Source organism: Aliiroseovarius sp. B-4, assembly GCF_056857795.1.
Genome location: NZ_JBSXNV010000039.1, coordinates 461,834 through 482,841, shown reverse-complemented (window position 1 = coordinate 482,841; position 21,008 = coordinate 461,834). Strand labels below are relative to the sequence as shown.

The 21,008-nt window shown below is 59.5% G+C and carries 20 protein-coding genes and 1 riboswitch; of the genes, 9 read left to right on the top strand and 11 right to left on the bottom strand.

All coding sequences use genetic code 11. The annotated features are described in order from the left end of the window. Nucleotide 1: 1 nt before the first annotated feature. The 6 genes from mtaB to AC13C8_RS13315 all read left to right on the top strand — a co-directional run bounded on the left by mtaB (nucleotide 2) and on the right by AC13C8_RS13315 (nucleotide 5,152). Nucleotides 2-1,264, top strand: a complete 1,263-nt coding sequence (mtaB, locus tag AC13C8_RS13340; RefSeq protein ID WP_482847759.1) for a tRNA (N(6)-L-threonylcarbamoyladenosine(37)-C(2))-methylthiotransferase MtaB — start codon at nucleotides 2-4, stop codon at nucleotides 1,262-1,264. 84 nt (nucleotides 1,265-1,348) lie between these two features. Then, a complete protein-coding gene (locus tag AC13C8_RS13335; protein WP_091427927.1) occupies nucleotides 1,349-1,627 on the top strand; it encodes a hypothetical protein in 279 nt (92 codons plus the stop codon). A 3-nt stretch (nucleotides 1,628-1,630) separates the two neighbouring features. Continuing rightward, the gene (locus tag AC13C8_RS13330) at nucleotides 1,631-2,233 is read left to right on the top strand and encodes a glutathione S-transferase (protein WP_091427925.1); all 603 of its coding nucleotides are present in this window, start codon (nucleotides 1,631-1,633) and stop codon (nucleotides 2,231-2,233) included. Nucleotides 2,234-2,451: 218 nt separating this feature from the next. Further along, on the top strand, nucleotides 2,452-3,015 hold the full coding sequence (gene petA, locus AC13C8_RS13325) for a ubiquinol-cytochrome c reductase iron-sulfur subunit (protein ID WP_482847757.1): 564 nt from the start codon (nucleotides 2,452-2,454) through the stop codon (nucleotides 3,013-3,015). Nucleotides 3,016-3,026: 11 nt separating this feature from the next. Further along, on the top strand, nucleotides 3,027-4,340 hold the full coding sequence (gene petB, locus AC13C8_RS13320) for a cytochrome b (protein WP_482847755.1): 1,314 nt from the start codon (nucleotides 3,027-3,029) through the stop codon (nucleotides 4,338-4,340). Nucleotides 4,341-4,354: 14 nt separating this feature from the next. Further along, nucleotides 4,355-5,152, top strand: a complete 798-nt coding sequence (locus AC13C8_RS13315; protein ID WP_482847753.1) for a cytochrome c1 — start codon at nucleotides 4,355-4,357, stop codon at nucleotides 5,150-5,152. Nucleotides 5,153-5,221: 69 nt separating this feature from the next. On the opposite strand, the gene AC13C8_RS13310 is transcribed toward AC13C8_RS13315, so the two are convergent. From AC13C8_RS13310 to AC13C8_RS13300, 3 genes are read right to left on the bottom strand one after another with little or no spacing between them, the layout of a single operon-like run. After that, nucleotides 5,222-5,914 carry a thiamine ABC transporter ATP-binding protein gene (locus AC13C8_RS13310; protein ID WP_482847751.1) on the bottom strand — a complete coding sequence of 231 codons (693 nt, stop codon included), beginning with the start codon at nucleotides 5,912-5,914 and terminating at the stop codon, nucleotides 5,222-5,224. Then, the gene (locus AC13C8_RS13305; RefSeq protein WP_482847749.1) at nucleotides 5,901-7,469 is read right to left on the bottom strand and encodes a thiamine/thiamine pyrophosphate ABC transporter permease ThiP; all 1,569 of its coding nucleotides are present in this window, start codon (nucleotides 7,467-7,469) and stop codon (nucleotides 5,901-5,903) included. Before AC13C8_RS13305 ends, AC13C8_RS13310 begins: the two co-directional genes overlap by 14 nt. Then, nucleotides 7,470-8,465, bottom strand: a complete 996-nt coding sequence (locus AC13C8_RS13300; RefSeq protein ID WP_482847748.1) for a thiamine ABC transporter substrate-binding protein — start codon at nucleotides 8,463-8,465, stop codon at nucleotides 7,470-7,472. Between the two features lie 36 nt (nucleotides 8,466-8,501). Then, nucleotides 8,502-8,607: riboswitch (TPP riboswitch) on the bottom strand. Between the two features lie 96 nt (nucleotides 8,608-8,703). On the opposite strand from AC13C8_RS13300, the gene AC13C8_RS13295 reads away from it, so the two are divergent. Both AC13C8_RS13295 and aroC read left to right on the top strand, forming a co-directional pair. Next, complete coding sequence (locus AC13C8_RS13295; protein ID WP_091427912.1) at nucleotides 8,704-9,660, top strand: DMT family transporter; 957 nt, start codon at nucleotides 8,704-8,706, stop codon at nucleotides 9,658-9,660. 63 nt (nucleotides 9,661-9,723) lie between these two features. Then, on the top strand, nucleotides 9,724-10,830 hold the full coding sequence (gene aroC, locus AC13C8_RS13290; protein WP_482847747.1) for a chorismate synthase: 1,107 nt from the start codon (nucleotides 9,724-9,726) through the stop codon (nucleotides 10,828-10,830). Between the two features lie 568 nt (nucleotides 10,831-11,398). On the opposite strand, the gene AC13C8_RS13285 is transcribed toward aroC, so the two are convergent. The 4 genes from AC13C8_RS13285 to ade all read right to left on the bottom strand — a co-directional run bounded on the left by AC13C8_RS13285 (nucleotide 11,399) and on the right by ade (nucleotide 16,076). After that, nucleotides 11,399-12,274, bottom strand: coding sequence for a DMT family transporter (locus AC13C8_RS13285; RefSeq protein WP_482847746.1), 876 nt, complete (start codon nucleotides 12,272-12,274; stop codon nucleotides 11,399-11,401). Between the two features lie 85 nt (nucleotides 12,275-12,359). Further along, nucleotides 12,360-12,647, bottom strand: coding sequence for an HU family DNA-binding protein (locus AC13C8_RS13280; RefSeq protein ID WP_091427903.1), 288 nt, complete (start codon nucleotides 12,645-12,647; stop codon nucleotides 12,360-12,362). A 139-nt stretch (nucleotides 12,648-12,786) separates the two neighbouring features. Continuing rightward, the gene (locus tag AC13C8_RS13275; RefSeq protein ID WP_482847744.1) at nucleotides 12,787-14,271 is read right to left on the bottom strand and encodes an AMP nucleosidase; all 1,485 of its coding nucleotides are present in this window, start codon (nucleotides 14,269-14,271) and stop codon (nucleotides 12,787-12,789) included. Then, on the bottom strand, nucleotides 14,271-16,076 hold the full coding sequence (ade, locus tag AC13C8_RS13270; protein WP_482847742.1) for an adenine deaminase: 1,806 nt from the start codon (nucleotides 16,074-16,076) through the stop codon (nucleotides 14,271-14,273). The genes AC13C8_RS13275 and ade overlap by 1 nt, the downstream gene beginning before the upstream one ends. A 95-nt stretch (nucleotides 16,077-16,171) precedes the next feature. On the opposite strand from ade, the gene AC13C8_RS13265 reads away from it, so the two are divergent. Then, on the top strand, nucleotides 16,172-17,005 hold the full coding sequence (locus AC13C8_RS13265; RefSeq protein ID WP_482847740.1) for an SDR family oxidoreductase: 834 nt from the start codon (nucleotides 16,172-16,174) through the stop codon (nucleotides 17,003-17,005). Here the strand turns inward: AC13C8_RS13265 and dxs are convergent. The 4 genes from dxs to AC13C8_RS13245 are packed head-to-tail and all read right to left on the bottom strand — an operon-like array spanning nucleotide 17,002 to nucleotide 20,974. Beyond that, nucleotides 17,002-18,930: a 1-deoxy-D-xylulose-5-phosphate synthase gene (dxs, locus tag AC13C8_RS13260; protein ID WP_482847738.1), complete on the bottom strand. Its 1,929-nt coding sequence runs from the start codon at nucleotides 18,928-18,930 to the stop codon at nucleotides 17,002-17,004. The genes AC13C8_RS13265 and dxs overlap by 4 nt on opposite strands. 14 nt (nucleotides 18,931-18,944) lie before the next feature. Further along, nucleotides 18,945-19,799 carry a polyprenyl synthetase family protein gene (locus AC13C8_RS13255; protein ID WP_482847736.1) on the bottom strand — a complete coding sequence of 285 codons (855 nt, stop codon included), beginning with the start codon at nucleotides 19,797-19,799 and terminating at the stop codon, nucleotides 18,945-18,947. Then, entirely contained in the window at nucleotides 19,800-20,042 is a 243-nt protein-coding gene (locus AC13C8_RS13250) for an exodeoxyribonuclease VII small subunit (RefSeq protein ID WP_482847735.1), read from the bottom strand. Continuing rightward, nucleotides 20,039-20,974 carry a histone deacetylase family protein gene (locus AC13C8_RS13245; protein ID WP_482847734.1) on the bottom strand — a complete coding sequence of 312 codons (936 nt, stop codon included), beginning with the start codon at nucleotides 20,972-20,974 and terminating at the stop codon, nucleotides 20,039-20,041. Before AC13C8_RS13245 ends, AC13C8_RS13250 begins: the two co-directional genes overlap by 4 nt. Nucleotides 20,975-21,008: the final 34 nt, after the last annotated feature.

Below are 21,008 nucleotides of genomic sequence, written 5' to 3'. Positions count from 1 at the left end.
AATGGGTGCCAATCCCCCCATCTTTGCGACGCTTGGGTGTCGCCTGAACGCCTATGAGACCGAAGCCATGAAGCGATTGGCAGACGACGCAGGCGTGGAAGGTGCCGTCGTCGTCAACACCTGCGCCGTCACCGCCGAGGCCGTGCGCAAGGCGCGCCAGGAAATCCGCAAGCTGCGCCGCGAGAACCCCGACGCCAAAGTGATCGTCACCGGTTGTGCGGCCCAGACCGAGCCTGAAACCTTTGCGGCAATGGATGAAGTAGACGCCGTGATCGGCAACCACGAGAAGATGGCGCCTGCGACTTGGGCGGGTCTTGCCCCTGACCTGATCGGCGACACGGAACGTGTACAGGTCAATGACATCATGTCCGTCACCGAAACCGCCAGCCATCTGATTGACGGGTTCGGCACGCGAAGCCGTGCCTATGTGCAGGTTCAGAACGGCTGCGATCACCGCTGCACCTTCTGCATCATCCCCTATGGCCGGGGTAACTCGCGCAGCGTGCCTGCGGGCGTGGTGGTCAACCAGATCAAGCGTCTTGTGGACAAAGGGTTCAACGAGGTCGTTCTGACCGGCGTGGACCTGACCAGTTGGGGGGCCGATCTACCGGGGGAACCACGTTTGGGTGATCTGGTCATGCGCGTCCTGCGCCTGGTTCCGGACTTGCCGCGCCTGCGCATCAGTTCTATCGACTCGATTGAAGCAGACGAGAACCTGATGTTGGCCATTGCGTCCGAGCCACGCTTGATGCCGCATTTGCACCTCAGTCTTCAGCACGGCGACGATCTGATCCTGAAACGCATGAAGCGTCGTCACCTGCGCGACGACGCGATTGCCTTTTGCGAAGAAGCCCGCCGCCTGCGCCCCGACATCACGTTCGGCGCGGATATCATTGCAGGCTTCCCAACCGAAACCGACGCCCACTTCGAAAACAGCCTGAAACTGGTGACAGAGTGCGACCTGACATGGCTGCACGTCTTCCCCTATTCAAAACGCGAAGGCACGCCGGCGGCAAAGATACCGACGCAGGTCAACGGCACAATCATCAAGGATCGTGCCGCGCGTTTGCGCGCGGCCGGGGATGGTCAGGCCAAACGGCATCTGTCCGCCCAGATAGGGCGGGAACACCGTATCCTGATGGAAAACCCGACCATGGGCCGGACCGAGCAATTTGCCGAGGTAATATTCCGGTCGCCTCAAGCCGAGAGCGCAATTGTCACGGCCACGCCAACCGGCATTGACGGGCAACAATTGGTGGTCTGATTGGACAGCAATAGATTGCCGTTTTGCGTGAAAACGTGGACATGAGGCCCCCTCGCACCTACATTTGATGTGAAGGAGGATCACATGCCCCTACCGCTTGCCCCGATTGCGGCCTTTGCCATTCGCTATGGCACTGTTGCCGTTGCCACTTATGCCTTTGCCCGCTCAATTGAACGTGGGCGACGCGATCAGCGCCACGAAGACGCATTGGACGATGCCCCCGAAGGCGTGACGGCCCGCCGCGACAATGAACAGGTGAACGCAACCGCGCGTATGCGCCGTGTGATTCGCTTTGGCGACAGCGGACCGGGGATCGAGATCGACGCGGTCAGTCTGACGCGCATTCGCTTTCGAAAGGTCTGAACCATGCAGCTAATCACCTCGCCCGCATCGCCCTTTGCGCGCAAGGCCCGAATGGTCATCATCGAAACCGGCCAAGAAGACGACGTCGAACTGGTCGAGGTCATGTCCTCGCCCACCGCCCCAAATCCGCAGCTGACCGCGGCCAATCCCATGTCAAAGATCCCTGCGTTGATCCGCAGTGACGGGCCAACGCTCTATGATAGCCGCGTGGTAACGCGATATCTGGACGCGCGGAGCGGCGGAGCGCTTTATCCTGAAAGCCGGATCTGGGATGTCCTGGTCCTTGAAGCAACCGGTGACGCCATCATGGATGCAGGCGTTCTTATGGTATATGAGAACCGATGCCGGCCCGAAGACATGCAATTCGGTGGTTGGATGGATGCACAGTGGGGCAAGATCGAAGGCGCGCTGGATGCGCTTAACACCCGTTGGATGAGCCACTTGTCAGGTCCGCTCGATATGGGGCAGATTTCGGTCGCCTGTGCTTTGGGCTATCTTGATTTCCGGCATGCCGAGCGGGAATGGCGCAAAGGTCGCGACGCTTTGGACGACTGGTTTGCTGTATTCTCCGCCCGCGACAGCTTTCGGGCCACGATGCCCGCCTGAGTCGCCTGAACCCGGCATCGCAACATCAAATTCTCGGATTTATCTGGTTGCGCGCGCTAACATGCGGCAACATAACCTTGAAAAGCCGCCCCTGCGCCCTAATGACTTCTGGACTGGGCGCAATTCCTTGGATAAACAGCCGCAAAACGGACTGCTTTCCTAGGCGGTCTAATGTCGTGTCGGTTGCAATTCTGCGACCTAGCTAGGGAGATGCGCTCTTGTCACAAACCGACGACCACCAAGGAACCCGCCGGGATTTCCTTTATTACGCAACTGGTGGTGCCGCAGCCGTTACGGCTGGTGCCGCAGTCTGGCCGCTCGTTAACCAAATGAACCCCTCAGCCGACGTGAAAGCGCTCAGCTCGATCCGAGTCGATATCTCGGGGGTTGAGCCGGGAACACAGCTGACCGTCAAATGGCTGGGCAAGCCGGTATTCGTCCGTCGGCGCACGGAAGAGGAAATTGATCTGGCGCGTGAACAAGACGCCGCTGACTATCCCGACAAGTCTGCGCGAAATCCGAATGTTGACGCGACGGTTTCTGCGGAAGACGCAAACCGCACCATGGACGAAAATGGCGAATGGTTGGTCATGATTGGCGTCTGCACCCACCTGGGCTGTGTGCCCTTGGGTGACGGTGCCGGTGACTTCGGTGGCTGGTATTGCCCATGCCACGGTTCGCACTACGACGTATCTGGTCGTATCCGTAAGGGTCCCGCGCCCGAAAACCTGCACGTTCCCGTCGCCGAATTTATCGACGAAACGACGATCAAGCTGGGCTAAGGGAGGCTTACATGTCCGGAATTCCTCATGATCATTACGAACCCAAGACCGGGTTCGAGAAATGGCTGAACAAGCGACTCCCCGTCGTTGGCCTGCTGTATGACACCCTTATGATCCCGACCCCGAAAAACTTGAACTGGTGGTGGATCTGGGGCATCGTCCTGACCTTCTGTCTGGTTCTTCAGATTGTGACCGGCGTCATTCTGGTGATGCACTACACGCCACATGTCGACATGGCCTTCGCATCCATCGAGCACATCATGCGCAACGTGAATGGTGGTTACATGTTGCGATATGTCCACGCAAACGGCGCATCACTCTTCTTTGTGGCGGTCTACATCCACATCTTCCGCGGCCTGTTCTACGGCTCTTACAAAGCGCCGCGCGAAGTCACGTGGATCATTGGCATGCTGATATACCTTATGATGATGGCGACCGGCTTTTTGGGTTATGTTCTGCCTTGGGGTCAGATGTCTTTCTGGGGGGCCACGGTGATCACCGGCCTGTTCGGGGCGATCCCGTTCGTCGGTGAAGGCCTGCAAACATGGCTTCTGGGTGGACCTGCTGTGGACAACGCCACGCTGAACCGCTTCTTCTCGTTGCATTATCTTCTGCCCTTCGTGATCGCCGCGCTGGTCGCCGTTCACATTTGGGCATTCCACACCACTGGCAACAACAACCCGACTGGTGTTGAAGTGCGCCGAGGATCGAAAGAAGAAGTCGAGAAAGACACCCTGCCCTTCTGGCCCTACTTTGTCATCAAAGACCTTGTTGGCCTGGGCATTGTGCTGATCGTCTTCTTCGCCGTTGTCGGCTTCATGCCCAACTATCTGGGCCACCCCGACAACTATATCGAAGCCAACCCGCTAATGACGCCCGCGGAAATCGTCCCGGAATGGTATTACCTGCCCTTCTACGCGATCCTGCGGGCCTTCACTGCCGACGTGTGGGCCGTGCAAGCGGTCAGCTTCCTGACCGGCGGTATCGTCGACGCGAAGTTCTTCGGTGTGCTGGCGATGTTCGGCGCGATCTTCGTAATGGCACTGGCCCCGTGGCTCGACACCTCGTCGGTTCGTTCGGGTCAGTATCGTCCAGCCTTCAAGTGGTGGTTCCGCCTGCTGGTCATCGACTTCATCGTCCTGATGTGGGTCGGGGCACGCGACACCGAATTCCCGCATGACTGGATTTCGTTGATTGGCTCCACCTACTGGTTCGCATATTTCCTTGTCATCCTGCCGCTTCTGGGTCTGTTCGAAAAACCCACCACGCCGCCGGCCACGATCGAGGAAGACTTCAAAGCCCACTATCCCGGCGCAGCCGAGTGAGAGGATTGAATACTATGATCAAGAAACTCGCAACATCCGCTGCCGTCGCGTTGGCGCTTGCCACTGGTGGTGCGCTGGCAGCTGAAGGTGAAAGCTACATCGAAGACTTCGCCTTCTCGTTCGAAGGTCCTTTCGGAAAATATGACCAGGAACAGCTGCGGCGCGGCCTGAAGGTCTATACCGAGGTCTGTTCGGCCTGCCACGGGCTGAAATATGTGCCCTTGCGCACGCTGGCCGACCCCGGCGGTCCGAACTATACCGAGGACGAAGTGCGCGCCTACGCCGCCGAGAACTTCACCATCTATGACGAAGAGCTGGAAGATGACCGCCCGCGCATTCCCGCGGATTTCTTCCCGGCGGTGTCCGGTGAAGGTATGGGCCCCGATTTGTCCTTGATGGCGAAGGCACGGGCAGGTTTTCATGGCCCGGCGGGCACCGGCCTGAACCAGCTGTTTCGCGGCATAGGCGGGGCTGAATACATCGCCAGCTTCCTCTTGGGCTTTAACGGAGAAGAGGAAGAGGTCGCAGGTTCCATCCTTTATGGCAACACCGCCTTCAAAGGCGGCTGGGTGTCGATGCCCCCGCAACTGGAAGATGGTCTGATCGACTACGATGATGGCCACGCCAACACCGCCCGCGACATGGCCAAAGACGTGTCTGCGTTCCTGATGTGGACGGCTGAACCCAAGATGATGGGCCGCAAGCAAACAGGCTTCGTCGCGGTCCTGCTGCTCGTCCTGCTGACATCGCTTCTGTATCTCACGAACAAGAAGCTTTGGGCGCCGCATAAAGGCAAGCAGCTTGATTTGTGACCGCACAAAAATCCGCGAATAAAAAAGGGCGTCTTAGGGCGCCCTTTTACTTTTGAACACATCGCGCTATCACCCGCCAAGATAGTCACGCAACGCATCGGGCGGATGCTCAAAGATCCGAGCCGTCGGAACTGGCGCGTGAGCCTGTCCACCTTCAACCAAAATAACCTCATCCGACAAAAGCCGGGCATCTTCGGGGTTGTGGCTGACCATCAACAGCGTCGCTTTTGTCTCGGCGACCAACTCGCCCACAAGCTCCAGCATCTCGGTGCGCAACGCCGGTCCAAGCGCCCCAAACGGTTCATCCAGCAGTAACAGCGGCCGGTCACGCAGTAGCACCCGTGCCAACGCCACACGTGCGATCTGTCCACCTGACAACTGCGCTGGCTTCCGGGCCTCCTTGCCGGCAAGCCCGACCCGCGCCAAAGCCGCCGCGACCCGCTTCCGATCATCCGATGTCAGCCGCAAATCCGGTCTAACCCCCAGTCCGACATTCTGTGCCACAGTCAGATGGGGAAACAGGTTGTTGTCCTGAAACACGATGCTGATGGGACGATCAGCCGGGTCATCAGACATCTCCACCCCCTGCCATTTGATCACACCCTCTGTCAGCGGCTGAAACCCTGCGATCATCGCCAATAAGGTCGATTTTCCCGCGCCGGATGGTCCCAATACCGCAACGCGGCGTCCGTCACCCACGCTCAGGTCGGCGCTCAGGGCGAAATCCCCCATCCCGGTCCGGGCATTTTCAATCGTCAGCATTCAAGCGACCCCCACGGTCAAAAACCCAGAACAGGAACAGTGACAAGCCCAGCAAAAGCACGGCCGCCGCCGCCGCATCATCCATCCTGTAAGACCCCATCAGGCGGTAAAGCTGCAACGGCAGCGTGACCCCTTGCGGATCGGCAAACATCGCGATGACACCAAGATCGCCCATCGACAACGCTGCCGCCAGACCCAGCGCGAACCCCATAGGCCGCCGCAATCGGGGCACCCACAACAGGCGCACGCGCGTCAACCCGTGCAACCCAAGCCCGTCCGCCAACGTGCCGTAATCCCTCTCTACATTTCTAAGCGCGGGCACAAGGGCACGCAGGGCGAACGGCAGGCTCATCGCCGCATTCACAACAGCCGTGACCGGCAGCGCAAGGTCGGATGGTTTCACAAAAGGAAACAGGATCAGAAACAGCCCGGTCCCCACCACCAAAGGCGAGGCCGCGATGGTCAGATATCCCAGCCCCTCGGCCAACCAGGCCCCCCGCTGCACCACAAGGGCCGCGATCGGCAGCGCCAGAGCCATGGTCAGAAACGCCGATGCGATGGCCACAAGCAAGGAACGGAACGCCGCCTGAAACACCGACATTGGCAGCGAGAGCATCCCGGGCACGCCGTCGATGATGACCATCGACAGGGGCAAAAGCAAAAACAGGCTGGCCAGTGTCACGGCCACCATATCCATGACCCGCTGAACCGCCGTATCGTCCCACCGCTGCACCGCGCGATCCAACCCGGCACCCATGTCGCCCGGAATGGCGATCCAGAACGCAATCAGCGCGGCACCAAGCCCCATTGCGAACTGAATCAGGGCCAGCATCGCGGCCCGGCCAAGGTCAAAATCGAACTTGAACGCCTCATAGATGGCAAGCTCAACTGTGGTTGCCCGTGGCCCTCCGCCCAGCGCCAAGGCGACGGCAAACGAGGTCAGGCAGATCAGGAAAATCACAAGAAACGCACCGGGGATCACTTCGCGTAACATCGGGCGTTCCAGGGTGCGGGCAATGTCGCGCGGACTCATGCCCAAGGACGCGGCAACGCGAAACCGCTCAGCGGGGATTGACAGCCAGCCTTGCAGGATCAGCCGCGTTGCGAGCGGAAGGTTAAAGAACACATGGGCCAGAATGACGCCTTGATAACCATAGACCGAGATCGGCTCGATCCCAAAAACGCCCAGCGCCGCGCTGATGATCCCGTTTCGTCCAAAGACCGCGATCAGACCAAGGACAGCGACAATGATCGGCAGGATAAAGGGTGCACCCAGAAGGGTGACAAGCACACGCCGCCCCGGAAAGTCACGCCGGGCCAGCGCACGCGCGACCGGGACAGCTAATGCAACGCTGACGCCTGCCGACAGGGTAGCTTGCCACAGGGTGAACCGAATGGCCGCCCAATCCGATGGTCCAAGTCCACGGCCACCCTCGGCACGCAGCGCCACCGCAACGAGCGTCCCAAACACCAGCACGACCAGCACCAGCACGGCCAAAAGGCCGGGCCAATGCGTCACCCACAGGGGGCGATCTATCCGGCCCGGCCAAAACATCTACTTCGAGAACGCCGTCAGCCATTCGTCCAGCGCAGGTTTGCGCAGGGTTTCGGCTTCGTCTTCCGTGTAGAAGATCGCCTTGCCCGGCACACCCAACAGATCGAACTTCTCTGGCAGCAGCGATGCGTCCAGTTTCGACGGATAGGACCAGTTGGAGGTCGGGATCGCCTTCTGGAATTCTTCGCTCAGCACATAATCCATAAATGCACTGGCCAGCTCTGGTTGGTCCGAGGTTTTGAGCTTCGCGGCCAGCTCGACAAACAGATAATGACCTTCTTCGAAAATTGCAGCAGACTTGGACATGTCGTCCTCGGCGATGATGTGATAGGCGGGCGAGGTCGTGTAGGACAGCACCATGTCGGCCTCACCATCCGTGAACATCCCGTAAGATTCTGACCAGCCTTTGGTCACGGTCAAAACCTTCGGGGCCAGGCGTTCCCACGCCCTGGGCGCATCATCGCCATAGATCGCCTTGACCCACAACAGCAACGCCAAACCGGAAATCGAACTGCGCGGGTCCTGCAAAACGATCTTCACATCGTCGGGCATGTCCAAGAGCGCCTCGAAACTCGCGGGGGGGGTTTCCATCTTGGTGTTGTCATAGATGAACGCGGTGTAACCGTAGTTGAAGGGCAGGAATATATCGTCCGTCCAATTGATAGGCATCGTAAGACCGCTGGTGTCCTGCCCATGCGGCGCAAACAAGCCCGATTCACGCGCCCGTGCAGTCACATCCGTGTTCAGGCCGATCACCACATCAGCGCCTGTGCGTTCGCCTTCCAACAGGATACGGGGCAACACGTCGCCGGTGATGAATTGCAGGTCGCAGTTGCACCGCGCTTCGAATCCTTGCTCGATCCCCGGACCAGGGCCCCATTCCGAAGCAAAGTAGTCAGGCGCATAGACTTGAAGCATGGGCGTTTCCGCGTTGGCCGCTGTGGCCGACGTGGCCGTCAGTGCAAGTCCTGCGACAAATGAAAGGGTCTGTTTCATGGCATCCTCCAAATGCGCCGGACGGAGTGGCATTTGGGGTGTCCAAATTACCTTCCCTCCGCCGGTTCTAGCCGGTTCAGGTTCAACGGGTCCGCATGATTTGCATCTCAGCCGGTTCAGTCCGGCCCCCCGAGGTGTCGCCATTCCTGACCGGTTTGATGTCGCTTGGCAAGCCCCCTTGACCTCGTGGCGATGATCGGCAATGTGAACGCTAACACCCGCCAAACCGGAGCCGAACATGTCGGACGCCACTCAATCGCCCGTGAAAGGGCTGGGCTTTGCTTTTGCCGCCTTCGCCGTCTTTGCCACTCACGATGCGATCATCAAGGCGCTCGGCGTCAACTTCTCGGTGTTCCAGATCATCTTCTTTGCGATGCTGTTTGCCTTCGTGCCGATGTCGGTCATGATGCTGGCCGACCGACAGGTCGACAATTTCCGTCCGAACCACCCGTGGCTTATTCTTCTGCGCTCGGTGACAACTCTTATTGCAATGTCGACCGCATTCTATGCCTTCACCGTTCTGCCACTGGCCGAGGTCTATGCCCTTCTGTTTGCAACGCCTCTGCTGATCACAGCGATGTCGGCCATGTTGCTGGGCGAAACCGTGCGGGCCCAGCGCTGGGCGGCTGTCGTTGTCGGGCTGGTCGGCGTTCTGATCGTGCTCAGGCCCGGCGTCATACAGATCTCATGGGGGCATATCTGCGCGCTGATCGCTGCATTCTGTTCCAGCCTTGGCTCGGTCATTATGCGCAAGATCGGTGGGGAAGAGCGGACAGCGGTGATGATCCTGTATCCGATGCTGTCTTCGATCCTGTTCATGGCCGTTGTGCTGCCATTCGTGTATCAACCGATGGAGGTGGTCGAGCTGGGCATGGTGGCTGGGGTTGGCGTTCTGTCTGTCCTGGCGCAGATGATGATCATCGCCGCCTATCGGATTGCCCCGGCCGCAGTGGTTGCCCCAAGTCAGTATAGTCAAATCCTGTGGGCCACCCTGTTCGGCGTCCTGTTCTTCGGGGAATTACCTGACGCATGGGTAGGTGTGGGCGCATCGGTCATCATTGCGTCGGGGGTCTTTATCGTGTGGCGCGAAAGCCGCCCTTCGGTTTCGGCTCGCAACCCGTTGCTGCGCGATCCCAACCCGCGCTATGACACCGGACCCGGACCCAAACCAAAACACCGCAGACCGAAAAGCTAAGCTCGACATGCTTCCCTTTCGCCAAGGGCTTCGTTATCACCCTGACAACGAAGGAGCGCCCCCATGTCGATGAACAGCTTTGGTCACATCTTCCGCGTCACAACCTGGGGCGAAAGCCACGGCCCTGCCTTGGGTGCCACAGTGGACGGCTGCCCGCCAAATATTCCGCTGGACGCCGAAATGCTTCAAGTCTGGCTCGACAAACGACGTCCGGGCCAAAACAAACACACAACCCAACGCAACGAACCTGATCAGGTGCGTATTCTGTCGGGGGTGTATGATGGCAAGACCACCGGCACGCCCATCCAGCTGATGATCGAAAACACCGACCAGCGCTCGAAGGATTATGGCGAGATCGAGAAGACGTTCCGCCCCGGTCATGCCGATATCACCTATTGGCAGAAATACGGCATTCGCGATCCGCGCGGAGGTGGGCGTTCGTCTGCACGCGAAACAGCAGCTCGCGTGGCCGCCGGAGGCGTAGCGCGCGAGGCGCTGAAGGCGCTGTTGCCGGGGCTTCAGATCAAAGGTTACATGACCCAGATGGGCGCGCTGCATCTGGATCGCACGAAGTTCGATTGGGATGCGATTGACCAAAACCCGTTCTGGCTGCCGGACAATGCCGCAGTGCAGGAATGGGAGGACTACCTGCACCACCTGCGCACCAGGGAACATGACAGTGTCGGTGCGGCGATTGAAGTCGTGGTGCGCGGCGCACCGGCCGGGTTGGGTGCACCGATTTATGCCAAACTGGACACTGATCTGACCGCCGCGATGATGTCGATCAACGCTGTAAAAGGCGTCGAGATCGGTGAGGGTATGGCGGCAGCAGGGCTGAGGGGCACCGAGAACGCGGATGAGATTTCGATGGGTAACGATGGTCCTCTGTTCAGTTCGAACCACGCCGGTGGCATTCTGGGCGGCATTTCCAGCGGTCAGGACATCGTGGTGCGCTTCGCGGTGAAGCCCACCAGCTCGATCCTGACGCCACGCCAGTCGATCACCAAAACAGGGGAACCCATCGAGGTTGTCACCAAGGGTCGCCATGACCCCTGCGTCGGCATCCGCGCAGTGCCCGTGGGTGAAGCCATGGCCGCCTGCGTCATGCTTGATCATGTCATGCTGCATCGCGCACAGATGGGGGACGGTCCGCGTGGCAAGATTGGATAGGGATGCCGGGCTTCGCCCGGCAGATCCGAGGCCTCCGGCGGGGATATTTTCTGCCAGAAGAAACCCAGATCGTTGACCGCAAGCCGTTCAGTGTCCATGGGTGCCTTCATGTCGTTCATCGCGGTGCTCGTAACGATTCGATCTCGTTCCTGATCATCTTTCCGAACAATGAATGTCGATCGGCCCGAAACAAAAAAATCGCCACGGCTGAATTTCTGAACTGGGCCCTATCCACCTCGATAAGCAATTGGTCGTTTGATAAGCGGGGTTTCCGGCTTCAGAGCACTGATCACACATGGCTGTGCTGCGTGCGTGCAAGCCGAGGCGGCGCACCAGCGTTGGTCTGCGCAGAATGGTCGCCCGCGCCCCGTATCTGAATACCGGAATGATGTTAGAGACGCCCGGCGCGAAGGTTGCCTTGCCTTCGCTCCGTCCGATGGCAAAGCTCAAAAGCTGAACCAGAGGTCAAACCGTCTGGCCAAGGCGTGATTGCCAGCGCGATGGACAAAACCGACAAAACAACGTGATCAATCGGGATCCGTGTCATCAAACGATGACCTCATCGTCTTCACGTCTGTGCGGGATTTTGTTTCGAAAGCTGCACCGCAAGGATACCGAAAGTGATGATGGCAACACCGATGAAATCGGCGGCGGTCAGCGCTTCACCCAGCAAGAGCCAGGCAATTGCGACGCCAAAGAACGGGTTGAGGAAATGGAAGGTTGCCGCTTTCACTGCTCCAATCCGACCCACCAGCGCGAACCAGACCCAAGTGGCCAGCACACCGGGCACAAGGACAGTATAGGTGAACGCAAGACCAAGACGCAGGCTGGGTTCGAAGCTGGGGTCTTCGAAGAAAAGCGCCGCAATGGCCAACACTGCGGACCCCACGAACATTTGCAATCCGACGATCATCATCAGATTGCCACCGGAAGACGCAGTGCGCACCGCCAAGGTGGCGGCGGTCAGGGCAGCCGCGGCGATAAAGCAAAGCACCACGCCGGTCACGTCAACGCCGCCAGACAAACGCGACCCCATGATCAGGGCGACACCAATGATCCCGGCCAACAGTCCGACCATCGCCAGCGGGCGCATCCTGTCACCCATCAGGATCCACCCCGCCAAGGCCACCATCAGGGGCATGGTCGATGCGATGATTGACGCCAACCCAGCTTCGATCCACTGCATGGCAACAAAGTTAAGGCCCAGATATAGCGCATTCTGGCAGACGCCAAAGATGATCACGGCCCGCCATTGATTATGTGTCAGCCTCCAGTTTTGCCCAAGGGCGCGTGCGATGACCACGCCTAGCAGCCCGGAGATCAGAAACCGCAATGCCAATGAGAACAGCGGCGGGGCGTCCGCCACAATGATGCGGGCAGATGTGAAAGCAGAGCTCCACATCAGGGCAAAGGCAAGCCCCATAAAGATCGCGCGCAGATCCATATCACCTCCGGCAAAAGAAAAGGGCCGCCACTTGGGCGACCCTTTCCGAATTCGTGTCCGGGGACAAGCCCCGAAGGCACCAAGATCAGCCGTTCACGCTGTCTTTCAGAGCCTTCGCGATGGTCATTTTAACGACCTTGTCAGCATCCTTGTGGATCTGCTCGCCAGTGGCGGGGTTGCGCACCATGCGGGCGGGACGTTCGCGGCAGTAAATCTTGCCAACGCCCGGCAGGGTCACAGCGCCACCACCAGAAACTTCCTTGGTGATGATGTTGATGATACCGTCCAGCGCGCTCGACGCCGATTTCTTGTCCGAGCCCATTTCTTCGGCCAAGGCAGCGACCAGTTGGGTCTTCGTCATAGGTTTCGACATATAATACACTCCTCACATTTACCCATTGATTGGGCTTCATTGGGCGCATTTAACTGTATGTAGAGGGGGGACACAACGATTTGTTGTGCAGATTTCCCCAATAAATAGCGGTTTTTTACCCGAAATCGCACTTCTTTCCCTAAAGGAAAGCTGTCTCTTCGAAACTTCTGAGCTTCCGGCTGTGGATTCGCTCGATCGGCATGTCGCGTAAAGTCTCCATCGCTTGGATACCAATCAGCAGGTGACGCGCCACCTGGGACTTATAGAAATCAGACGCCATACCCGGCAATTTCAACTCGCCATGCAGTGGTTTGTCAGAAACACACAGCAGCGTGCCATAGGGAACGCGAAACCGAAAACCGTTGGCGGCGATGGTCGCACTTTCCATGTCCAGCGCAATGGCACGGGACTGGCTCAGCCGTTGCACCGGCCCGGACTGGTCACGCAATTCCCAGTTGCGATTGTCCAAGGACGCCACGGTGCCGGTCCGCATGATGCGTTTCAGCTCGTACCCTTCCAGCTCGGTCACTTTGGCCACGGACTGCTCCAACGCGATCTGGATTTCCGCCAGCGGCGGGATCGGCACCCAGATGGGCAGATCATCGTCCAGAACCTTGTCCTCGCGCAGATAGGCGTGGGCCAGGACGAAATCACCCAGACGCTGGCTGTTGCGCAGACCGGCGCAATGGCCAACCATCAACCACGCATGGGGGCGCAGAACGGCGATGTGATCGGTCGCGGTTTTCGCATTGGACGGCCCGACACCGATATTCACCAGAGTAATACCCGACCCATCAGCCCGCTTCAGGTGATATGACGGCATCTGGGGCAGCTTTTCCGGAGTGGCCAGTTCCTGATCGGGTGCAGTGATCTTCTGATAACCCGGCCCAACGAAAGACGTGTATCCGCCGGAAGGGTCAGCCAGCATCTGGCGGGCATAGGCCTCAAACTCCTCAACATAGAATTGGTAGTTCGTAAACAGAACGTGGTTCTGGAAATCCTCGGGCTTTGTCGCAGTATAGTGCGACAGCCGGGCCAGCGAATAATCCACACGTTGGGCGGTAAAGGGTGCCAGTGGCGACGCACCGTCTTCACTCATTTGGGCGACGCCGTTCACGATGTCATCATTGGTGCTGGACAGGTCCGGCACATCGAACACATCGCGCAGCGGAAACCGCATCGCACCTTCCTGCGGCACCGAGATGTTGGGATCATTTGCCACGGCGAAATGCACTGGAATGGGCGTGTTGGACCACCCCACCTGAACCGGCACGCCGTGATGCTCCAAAAGCAGCGACACCTGCTGGGTCAGGTAACTTTCAAACAGGTCGGGCCGGGTGATCGACGTGCTGTAAGTGCCCGGTGCCGGGACATGCCCAAAGCTCAGCCGTGTATCGATCTGCGCATGGCTGGTCGTCGTCAAGCTGATCTGAGGATAGAAGGCGCGATAGCGCGTGTCAGGCTGATCGCCCGATACCGATTGCTCAAAGGTCTCACACAGGAAGGCGCAGGCTTCTGCATATAGCTCTTTCAAACGCTGAACAGCAGCTTTGGCATCCATGAAAGTCTCAAGCGCCCCGTCTGGGGGCGTAATCACGGGGATGGAGGTTCCATTCGAAAGCATCAATGATCCTCAATCAAATTGGTCAATTCAAACCGGGTTACGTCCACCAGACCCAGATCGGAAATACGTAACTCAGGTATGACAACAAGCGCCAGCAACGAATGCTGCATATAGGCATTGTTCAGCGAGCAACCGCAAGCGGCCATCGCCGCGACCATCGCATCGGCTTTCGCCGCAACGTCGCGCGCAGGGGCGTCCGACATCAGACCTGCCACGGGAAGCTCTACCAACGCCAGTTCCTCGCCATCCTTGAAGACGGTGATGCCGCCACCCACCTCGCCCAGACGGTTCGCGGCCAGCGCCATATCCTCGCGACTGGTTCCGACCACAATCATGTGGTGGCTGTCATGCGCCACGGTCGAGGCGATCGCCATCCGCCCCGTGTAGCCAAAACCCGACACCAGCCCGTTCACAACCTCACCTGTTGCACGGTGTCGTTCGACCAGCGCGATCTGGCATACATCCTGCGCTTCGTCTGTTTCCACCAAACCGTCGACCACACCAAGATCGCGGGTCAACGCCTTGGTCGGCGCCTGATTCTCGACAACTCCAATCACCTTGGCACGGACAGAATTCGCGCCCTCCGGGGCGGCAATCTCGAAATCCACAGCTTCAAGCACGCGGCCCAGATGCACGGTCTTGCGGGCGTATTGCGGCCAGTCCAGATGGGGGCAATCAACCGTGACTTCTCCGCTCTCGGCCACCATCACGCCGCGCGCGATCACCCGGTTGATCGGCAGGGTGGTCAGATCATCGGTCAGGATCACATCAGCCCGTCGTCCGGGTGCAATAGAGCCTAGTTCACGCTCTAACCCGAAATGGGTGGCCGTGTTGATCGTCGCCATCTGCAACGCGATCAGCGGATCACAGCCACAGGAAATCGCGTGTCGCACAACGCGGTTCATATGGCCATCATTGACCAAAGTGCCCGAGTGGCAATCATCGGTGCAGAGGATGAAGTTGCGCGAGTCCAAGCCCTTTTCCGTGATCGCCGTGATCTGGGTTTCAACGTCATACCACGCCGACCCCAGCCGCATCATTGACCGCATCCCCTGCCGCACACGCGCAATCGCGTCGGCCTCGCAGGTGCCTTCGTGATCATCAGCCGGCCCGCCGGCGGCATACGCATGGAAGGCCGGGCCAAGATCGGGGCTGGCGTAATGCCCGCCCACGGTCTTGCCTGCGTTCTGCGTCGCTGCAATCTCTGCCAGCATCTTTGCGTCGCCATTCACCACGCCGGGGAAATTCATCATCTCTCCCAGCCCGATGATGCCGGGCCATTCCATCGCCTCGGCCACATCGTCGGGAGTGATCTCGTAACCAGTTGTCTCTAATCCAGGCGCAGATGGCGCGCATGAGGGCATCTGGGTGAAAATGTTGATGGGCTGCATCAGCGCTTCGTCATGCATCAACTTGACGCCCTCAAGCCCCATCACATTCGCGATTTCATGCGGATCGGTGAACATGGTGGTCGTCCCATGCGGGATCACGGCACGCGCAAATTCGGCGGGCGTCAACATGCCGCTTTCGATATGCATATGCGCATCACACAGGCCGGGGATCAGATATTGACCATCGGCGTCGATCACTTCGGTCTGCTCGCCGATGCAATGCCCCGCATCCGGGCCAACATAGGCAAAGCGCCCATCCGCAATGGCGACCTGCCAACCGTCCAGAACCTCACGCGTGTGAACATTCACGACCCGCCCACCCCGGATCACCAGATCGGCGGATTCACGCCCCGCTGCCACGGCAACGAGGTGGCGGGCGCAGTCAGACCATGGTTTGAGACTTGGATTTTCCATTGACCCATTGTTCTAAATTCCGATGTTAGCGCAACCCCCAAAAACGCTTTGACTTTTGCACTTTTCAATCCCGTCGCCACGACGATACTGCGCGCATGGAAAAGACACTGTTTATCTTCGGGTTCGGATACTCGGCCCGCGCGCTGGCACGCCTGTTGCGGGACGAGTTTATCATCATTGGCACCTCACGCGAGGCAGGCGACGGAGTGATCCAATGGCCGGGCACCGATATATCTGTCCCCCTGTCGCGCGCCACGCATCTGCTGATTTCAGCCGGACCAGATACCGATGGAGATCCCGTTTTGCGGCAGGTTAGAGACGAAATCGCCCAAATTGCTCCGCAGCTTCAATGGGTCGGGTATCTGTCGACCACCGGCGTTTATGGCGACCATCAGGGGGGATGGGTGGACGAAGAAACGCCCCTTGCACCATCCACCAAACGCGGCCAGCAGCGGGTCGAGGCCGAAGCGGCGTGGCAAGAGATCGCCGTCGAGACCGGTTTGCCCCTGCATATCTTCCGGCTGGCTGGCATCTATGGCCCCGGTCGCGGGCCCTTTGTCAAGGTGCGGCGCGGCACAGCGCGGCGGATCATCAAGAAAAATCAGGTGTTCTCGCGCATCCATGTCGATGACATCGCGCAGGTTCTGGCGGCATCCATCGCCGCCCCTAATCCGGGGCGCATATACAACGTCTGCGATGACCTTGCCGCGCCGCCAGAGGACGTTCTGGCCCACGCCGCCGACTTGCTGGGCGTGCCCCACCCGCCTGCCGAGGATTTTGAAACTGCCGATATGACACCAATGGCGCGCAGCTTCTATGCCGAAAGCAAGCGGGTGCGAAACGATCGGATCAAGGGTGAACTGAGCGTGAAACTGCTCTATCCGACCTATCGGGACGGGCTGGCGGCGCTGCTGAAAGCCGAAGGTTAGGCCCGCTTTTCACCGATCTGTGCGATGCCCAACACATCCAGCACCTTGGCCTCGATGTCCTTGGCGGACAGCTTCGCCTCTTCATACATCCGCGCAGGTGACGCGTGGTCGATGAACGTGTCGGGCAGAACCATCGACCGGAACTTCAAACCCGTGTCGAACACGCCTTCCTCGGCCAGCAGTTGCGCGACATGGCTGCCAAAGCCGCCGATTGCACCCTCTTCAATGGTGATCAGCGCCTCGTGGTCGGCGGCGAGCTTCAGGATCAATTCGCGATCCAGTGGTTTGGCAAAACGGGCATCCGCGATTGTCGGACTGATGCCCCGGGCAGTCAGGGCTTCGGCGGCTTTTTCGACCTCGGACAGGCGTGTGCCGAAAGACAGAATTGCCACGCGCGAGCCTTCGCGGATCATCCGGCCCTTACCGATTTCCAACACCTCGCCCTGCTCCGGCAGTTCAACCCCGACCCCTTCGCCGCGCGGGTAACGAAAGGCGCAGGGGCCGTCATTGATGGAATGGGCAGTGGTGACCATATGCATCAACTCAGCTTCATCCGCAGCGGCCATGACGACCATTCCGGGCAGGTTAGACATGTATCCGATATCGAATGCGCCTGCATGAGTCGCGCCATCGGCCCCAACCAAACCAGCGCGGTCTATGGCAAAGCGCACAGGCAGGCGTTGCACCGCCACGTCATGCACAACCTGATCATATCCGCGCTGCAGGAAGGTCGAATACATCGCGCAGAAAGGTTTCATCCCGCCAGCGGCCAGCGCCGCCGAGAAGGTCACGCCATGCTGTTCGGCAATGCCGACGTCAAAGCACCGCGACGGATAGCGTTCTGCCATCAGGTTCAACCCGGTGCCATCCGGCATCGCCGCTGTCACCGCACAGACCTTGTCGTCCTTGCCTGCCAGATCGACCAGCGTCTTACCAAACACCGAAGTGTAACTGGGTGCGTTTGACGGGGCCTTGTGTTGTTTTCCACTAGCAACGTCAAACTTAGCGGTGGCGTGACCGCGATCGCGCGCCGCCTCAGCGGGTGCATAGCCCTTTCCCTTTTTGGTGATCACATGGATCAACATCGGTCCAGTGGCGCGATCATGCACGGTGCGCAGGATCGACAAAAGGCTTTCCATGTCATGCCCGTCGATCGGCCCGACATAGGAAAAACCCAGTTCCTCGAACAATGTGCCGCCGACGGTCATGGATTTGACCATCTCTTTTGCCCGGCGCGCGCCTTCCTGAAACGGTTCAGGCAACAGGCTGACCGCACCCTTGGCAGCGGCTTTCAGTTCTTGAAACGGTTCGCCCGCATAAAGGCGGCTCAGATAGCTGGACATCGCGCCTACGGGGGGCGCAATCGACATTTCGTTGTCGTTCAGGATCACGAACAGGCGGCGATCCAGATGGCCGGCGTTGTTCATGGCTTCAAAAGCCATCCCCGCAGACATGGCCCCGTCACCAATCACGGCAACCGCATCCCCGATGCCATGCTCCGGCGCACCACCCAGATCGCGCGCGACGGCAAAGCCCAGCGCCGCCGAGATCGACGTGGAGCTGTGCCCGGCCCCGAACGGGTCGAACGGGCTTTCCGAGCGTTTGGTGAAGCCCGACAACCCACCTTCGCAACGCAAGGTGCGAATGCGGTCGCGGCGACCCGTCAAAATCTTGTGCGGATAACATTGGTGGCCCACGTCCCAGATAATCCGGTCGCGTGGTGTGTCAAAGACAGCGTGCAGCGCCACGGTCAGCTCAACCACACCCAGCCCCGCACCCAGATGACCGCCGGTTTCCGATACGGCAGAAATCGTCTCGGCCCGCACCTCTTTCGCCAACGCATACAGTTCTGGATCAGACAAGGATTTCATATCGGCCGGAACCGTTACGCGATCAAGAATGGGTGTCTTGGGTATATCGGCCATCTGCGCCCCGCTGCCTATCTGTCGCGCTGGATAACGAAACGGGCGGCGTCCCGCAAGGTTTCGGCATCCGCGCCGAACGGGGCAAGGGCATCACAGGCCTGATCCACAAGCTCGGCTGCGCGGGTTTTTGCCGCCTGAAGGCCAAGCAGAGATACGAATGTCGCCTTGCCCGCGCCTGCATCCTTGCCAACCGCCTTACCCACTGTCCGCGCATCTCCTTCAACATCCAGAATGTCATCTGCAATCTGGAACGCCAGGCCCAACGCGGTGGCATAGTCGCGCATAGGCTTGGGATCGGCGCTTGCCAGGATTGCCCCGGCTTCGGCAGACCACTGGATCAGCGCGCCGGTCTTTCCGGCTTGCAACGTGATAATCTCGTCCAAACCCAACGGCATGGGTGCCGTTTCCGCCGCAATGTCCAGCGCCTGCCCGCGCACCATGCCTGACTGCCCCGCCGCTTGCGCAAGGGTCGAAATCAATGAAACACGCGCCGCGCCAACGGCGTCATGGGTCAGCAACTCGAAAGCCAGGGTTTGCAACGCGTCACCCACCAGAACCGCCGTCGCCTCGTCCCATTTCTTGTGAACAGTGGGCAGACCGCGTCGCAAATCGTCGTCATCCATGCAGGGCAAATCGTCATGGACGAGCGAATAGGCATGAACGGCCTCGATCGCGGCGGCGGGCCAGACGGACCTTGTATCGTTCACTCCGTGCAGCCGCGCGCTTTCCATCACCAGAAATCCGCGCATCCCCTTGCCGCCTGCTGTTGCATACCGCATCGCATCCGCCAGCGCGCCGTCATCACGAATCGCGCCATGCAGACAAGCCCGCGCCAGCCCGCTTGTTTCCGTCAGCCGTGCCTGGAACATCTACAGCCCTTCGACCGGGGTTGTGCCTGTTGGGGACCCGTTTGGGTCAAGCGTGATGGCGGCGACCTTTTCTTCGGCTTCCTTGAGCTTCTTCTCGCACCGCGCCTTTAACTCGGCGCCGCGCTCATAGAGCTTGATCGAATCCTCAAGCGCCACGTCGCCACGCTCCAATTGACCCACCACGGCTTCCAGCGCGCGCATCGCTTCCTCAAAACTCATCTCGCCTACGGGTTTGTCGCTCATGCGCCTCGCTCCATCATAACGTTTACGTAAGCCCCGACACTGTCGCCAAGGGCTTGAAGATCATAGCCGCCCTCAAGCGACGATACCACCCGACCATCGCAGCATTTATCTGCCAGATCACAGATCCTATGCGCCATCCATACGAAGTCCTCGGTTTCCCACTGAAGCCCGGCCAACGGGTCGCGGCGATGGGCGTCGAACCCTGCCGAGACCAACACCAGTTGCGGCTTGTAAGGCTCTAACACATCGGAAAACACACCTTCCCACGCCTCTTGCATCACCTCGCCGCCGGTCGCCTCTTTCAGGGGGATGTTGACAATCTGCCCGAACGCGCCCTTTTGGTGCAGCCCGCCCGATCCCGGGTAAAGTGGCATCTGGTGCGACGACACAAAGCGTACCCGGCTTTCATGCCACAACACGTCCTGCGTGCCGTTTCCGTGGTGCACGTCGAAATCCAACACGGCGATCCGGTCAAGCCCATGATGTTCCGCCGCATAGCGCGCCGCAATGGCCACGGTCGAGAACAGGCAAAACCCCATCGGGGTCGCCTTTTCGGCATGGTGGCCGGGCGGTCGACAGGCGACAAAGGCATTCTGTGCCTCGCCTGCCAAAACAGTGTCTATTGCCGCCACATTCGCGCCAACCGCCCGAAACGCGGCCTCCAACGATCCGGGCGCCATGAAGGTGTCGCCATCCAGTTGCGCCCAGCCTTCGACCGGTGCGGCGTCATCGAGTTTCTCGAAATACCGGCGCGAATGCCCAAGGCGCACGTGATCCAAGGTGCCCATCGGGGCATTGCGACGGTCAAGCGCGGCGAAATCGGGCGCGGACAGCGCAGCTTCGATGGCCTCAAGCCGCGCGACCTGTTCGGGATGTCCCGGCGGTGTTACGTGTTCGTGGCAAACCGGGTGCGTGTAAAGCAGAGTTGTCATGGCGCGACGCTAGGACAATCCGAACCGATCAACA

Coding starts and splice junctions, on each gene's coding strand:
- AC13C8_RS13315 (WP_482847753.1), top strand. CDS start 4,355: ATGATCAAGAAACTCGCAACATCCGCTGCCGTCGCGTTGGCGCTTGCC.
- mtaB (WP_482847759.1), top strand. CDS start 2: ATGGGTGCCAATCCCCCCATCTTTGCGACGCTTGGGTGTCGCCTGAAC.
- AC13C8_RS13250 (WP_482847735.1), bottom strand. CDS start 20,042: ATGAGCGACAAACCCGTAGGCGAGATGAGTTTTGAGGAAGCGATGCGC.
- AC13C8_RS13285 (WP_482847746.1), bottom strand. CDS start 12,274: ATGGATCTGCGCGCGATCTTTATGGGGCTTGCCTTTGCCCTGATGTGG.
- AC13C8_RS13310 (WP_482847751.1), bottom strand. CDS start 5,914: ATGCTGACGATTGAAAATGCCCGGACCGGGATGGGGGATTTCGCCCTG.
- AC13C8_RS13305 (WP_482847749.1), bottom strand. CDS start 7,469: ATGTTTTGGCCGGGCCGGATAGATCGCCCCCTGTGGGTGACGCATTGG.
- AC13C8_RS13245 (WP_482847734.1), bottom strand. CDS start 20,974: ATGACAACTCTGCTTTACACGCACCCGGTTTGCCACGAACACGTAACA.
- AC13C8_RS13255 (WP_482847736.1), bottom strand. CDS start 19,799: ATGTTCCAGGCACGGCTGACGGAAACAAGCGGGCTGGCGCGGGCTTGT.
- AC13C8_RS13280 (WP_091427903.1), bottom strand. CDS start 12,647: ATGTCGAAACCTATGACGAAGACCCAACTGGTCGCTGCCTTGGCCGAA.
- petB (WP_482847755.1), top strand. CDS start 3,027: ATGTCCGGAATTCCTCATGATCATTACGAACCCAAGACCGGGTTCGAG.
- AC13C8_RS13300 (WP_482847748.1), bottom strand. CDS start 8,465: ATGAAACAGACCCTTTCATTTGTCGCAGGACTTGCACTGACGGCCACG.
- aroC (WP_482847747.1), top strand. CDS start 9,724: ATGTCGATGAACAGCTTTGGTCACATCTTCCGCGTCACAACCTGGGGC.
- AC13C8_RS13330 (WP_091427925.1), top strand. CDS start 1,631: ATGCAGCTAATCACCTCGCCCGCATCGCCCTTTGCGCGCAAGGCCCGA.
- dxs (WP_482847738.1), bottom strand. CDS start 18,930: ATGGCCGATATACCCAAGACACCCATTCTTGATCGCGTAACGGTTCCG.
- ade (WP_482847742.1), bottom strand. CDS start 16,076: ATGGAAAATCCAAGTCTCAAACCATGGTCTGACTGCGCCCGCCACCTC.
- AC13C8_RS13335 (WP_091427927.1), top strand. CDS start 1,349: ATGCCCCTACCGCTTGCCCCGATTGCGGCCTTTGCCATTCGCTATGGC.
- AC13C8_RS13295 (WP_091427912.1), top strand. CDS start 8,704: ATGTCGGACGCCACTCAATCGCCCGTGAAAGGGCTGGGCTTTGCTTTT.
- AC13C8_RS13275 (WP_482847744.1), bottom strand. CDS start 14,271: ATGCTTTCGAATGGAACCTCCATCCCCGTGATTACGCCCCCAGACGGG.
- AC13C8_RS13265 (WP_482847740.1), top strand. CDS start 16,172: ATGGAAAAGACACTGTTTATCTTCGGGTTCGGATACTCGGCCCGCGCG.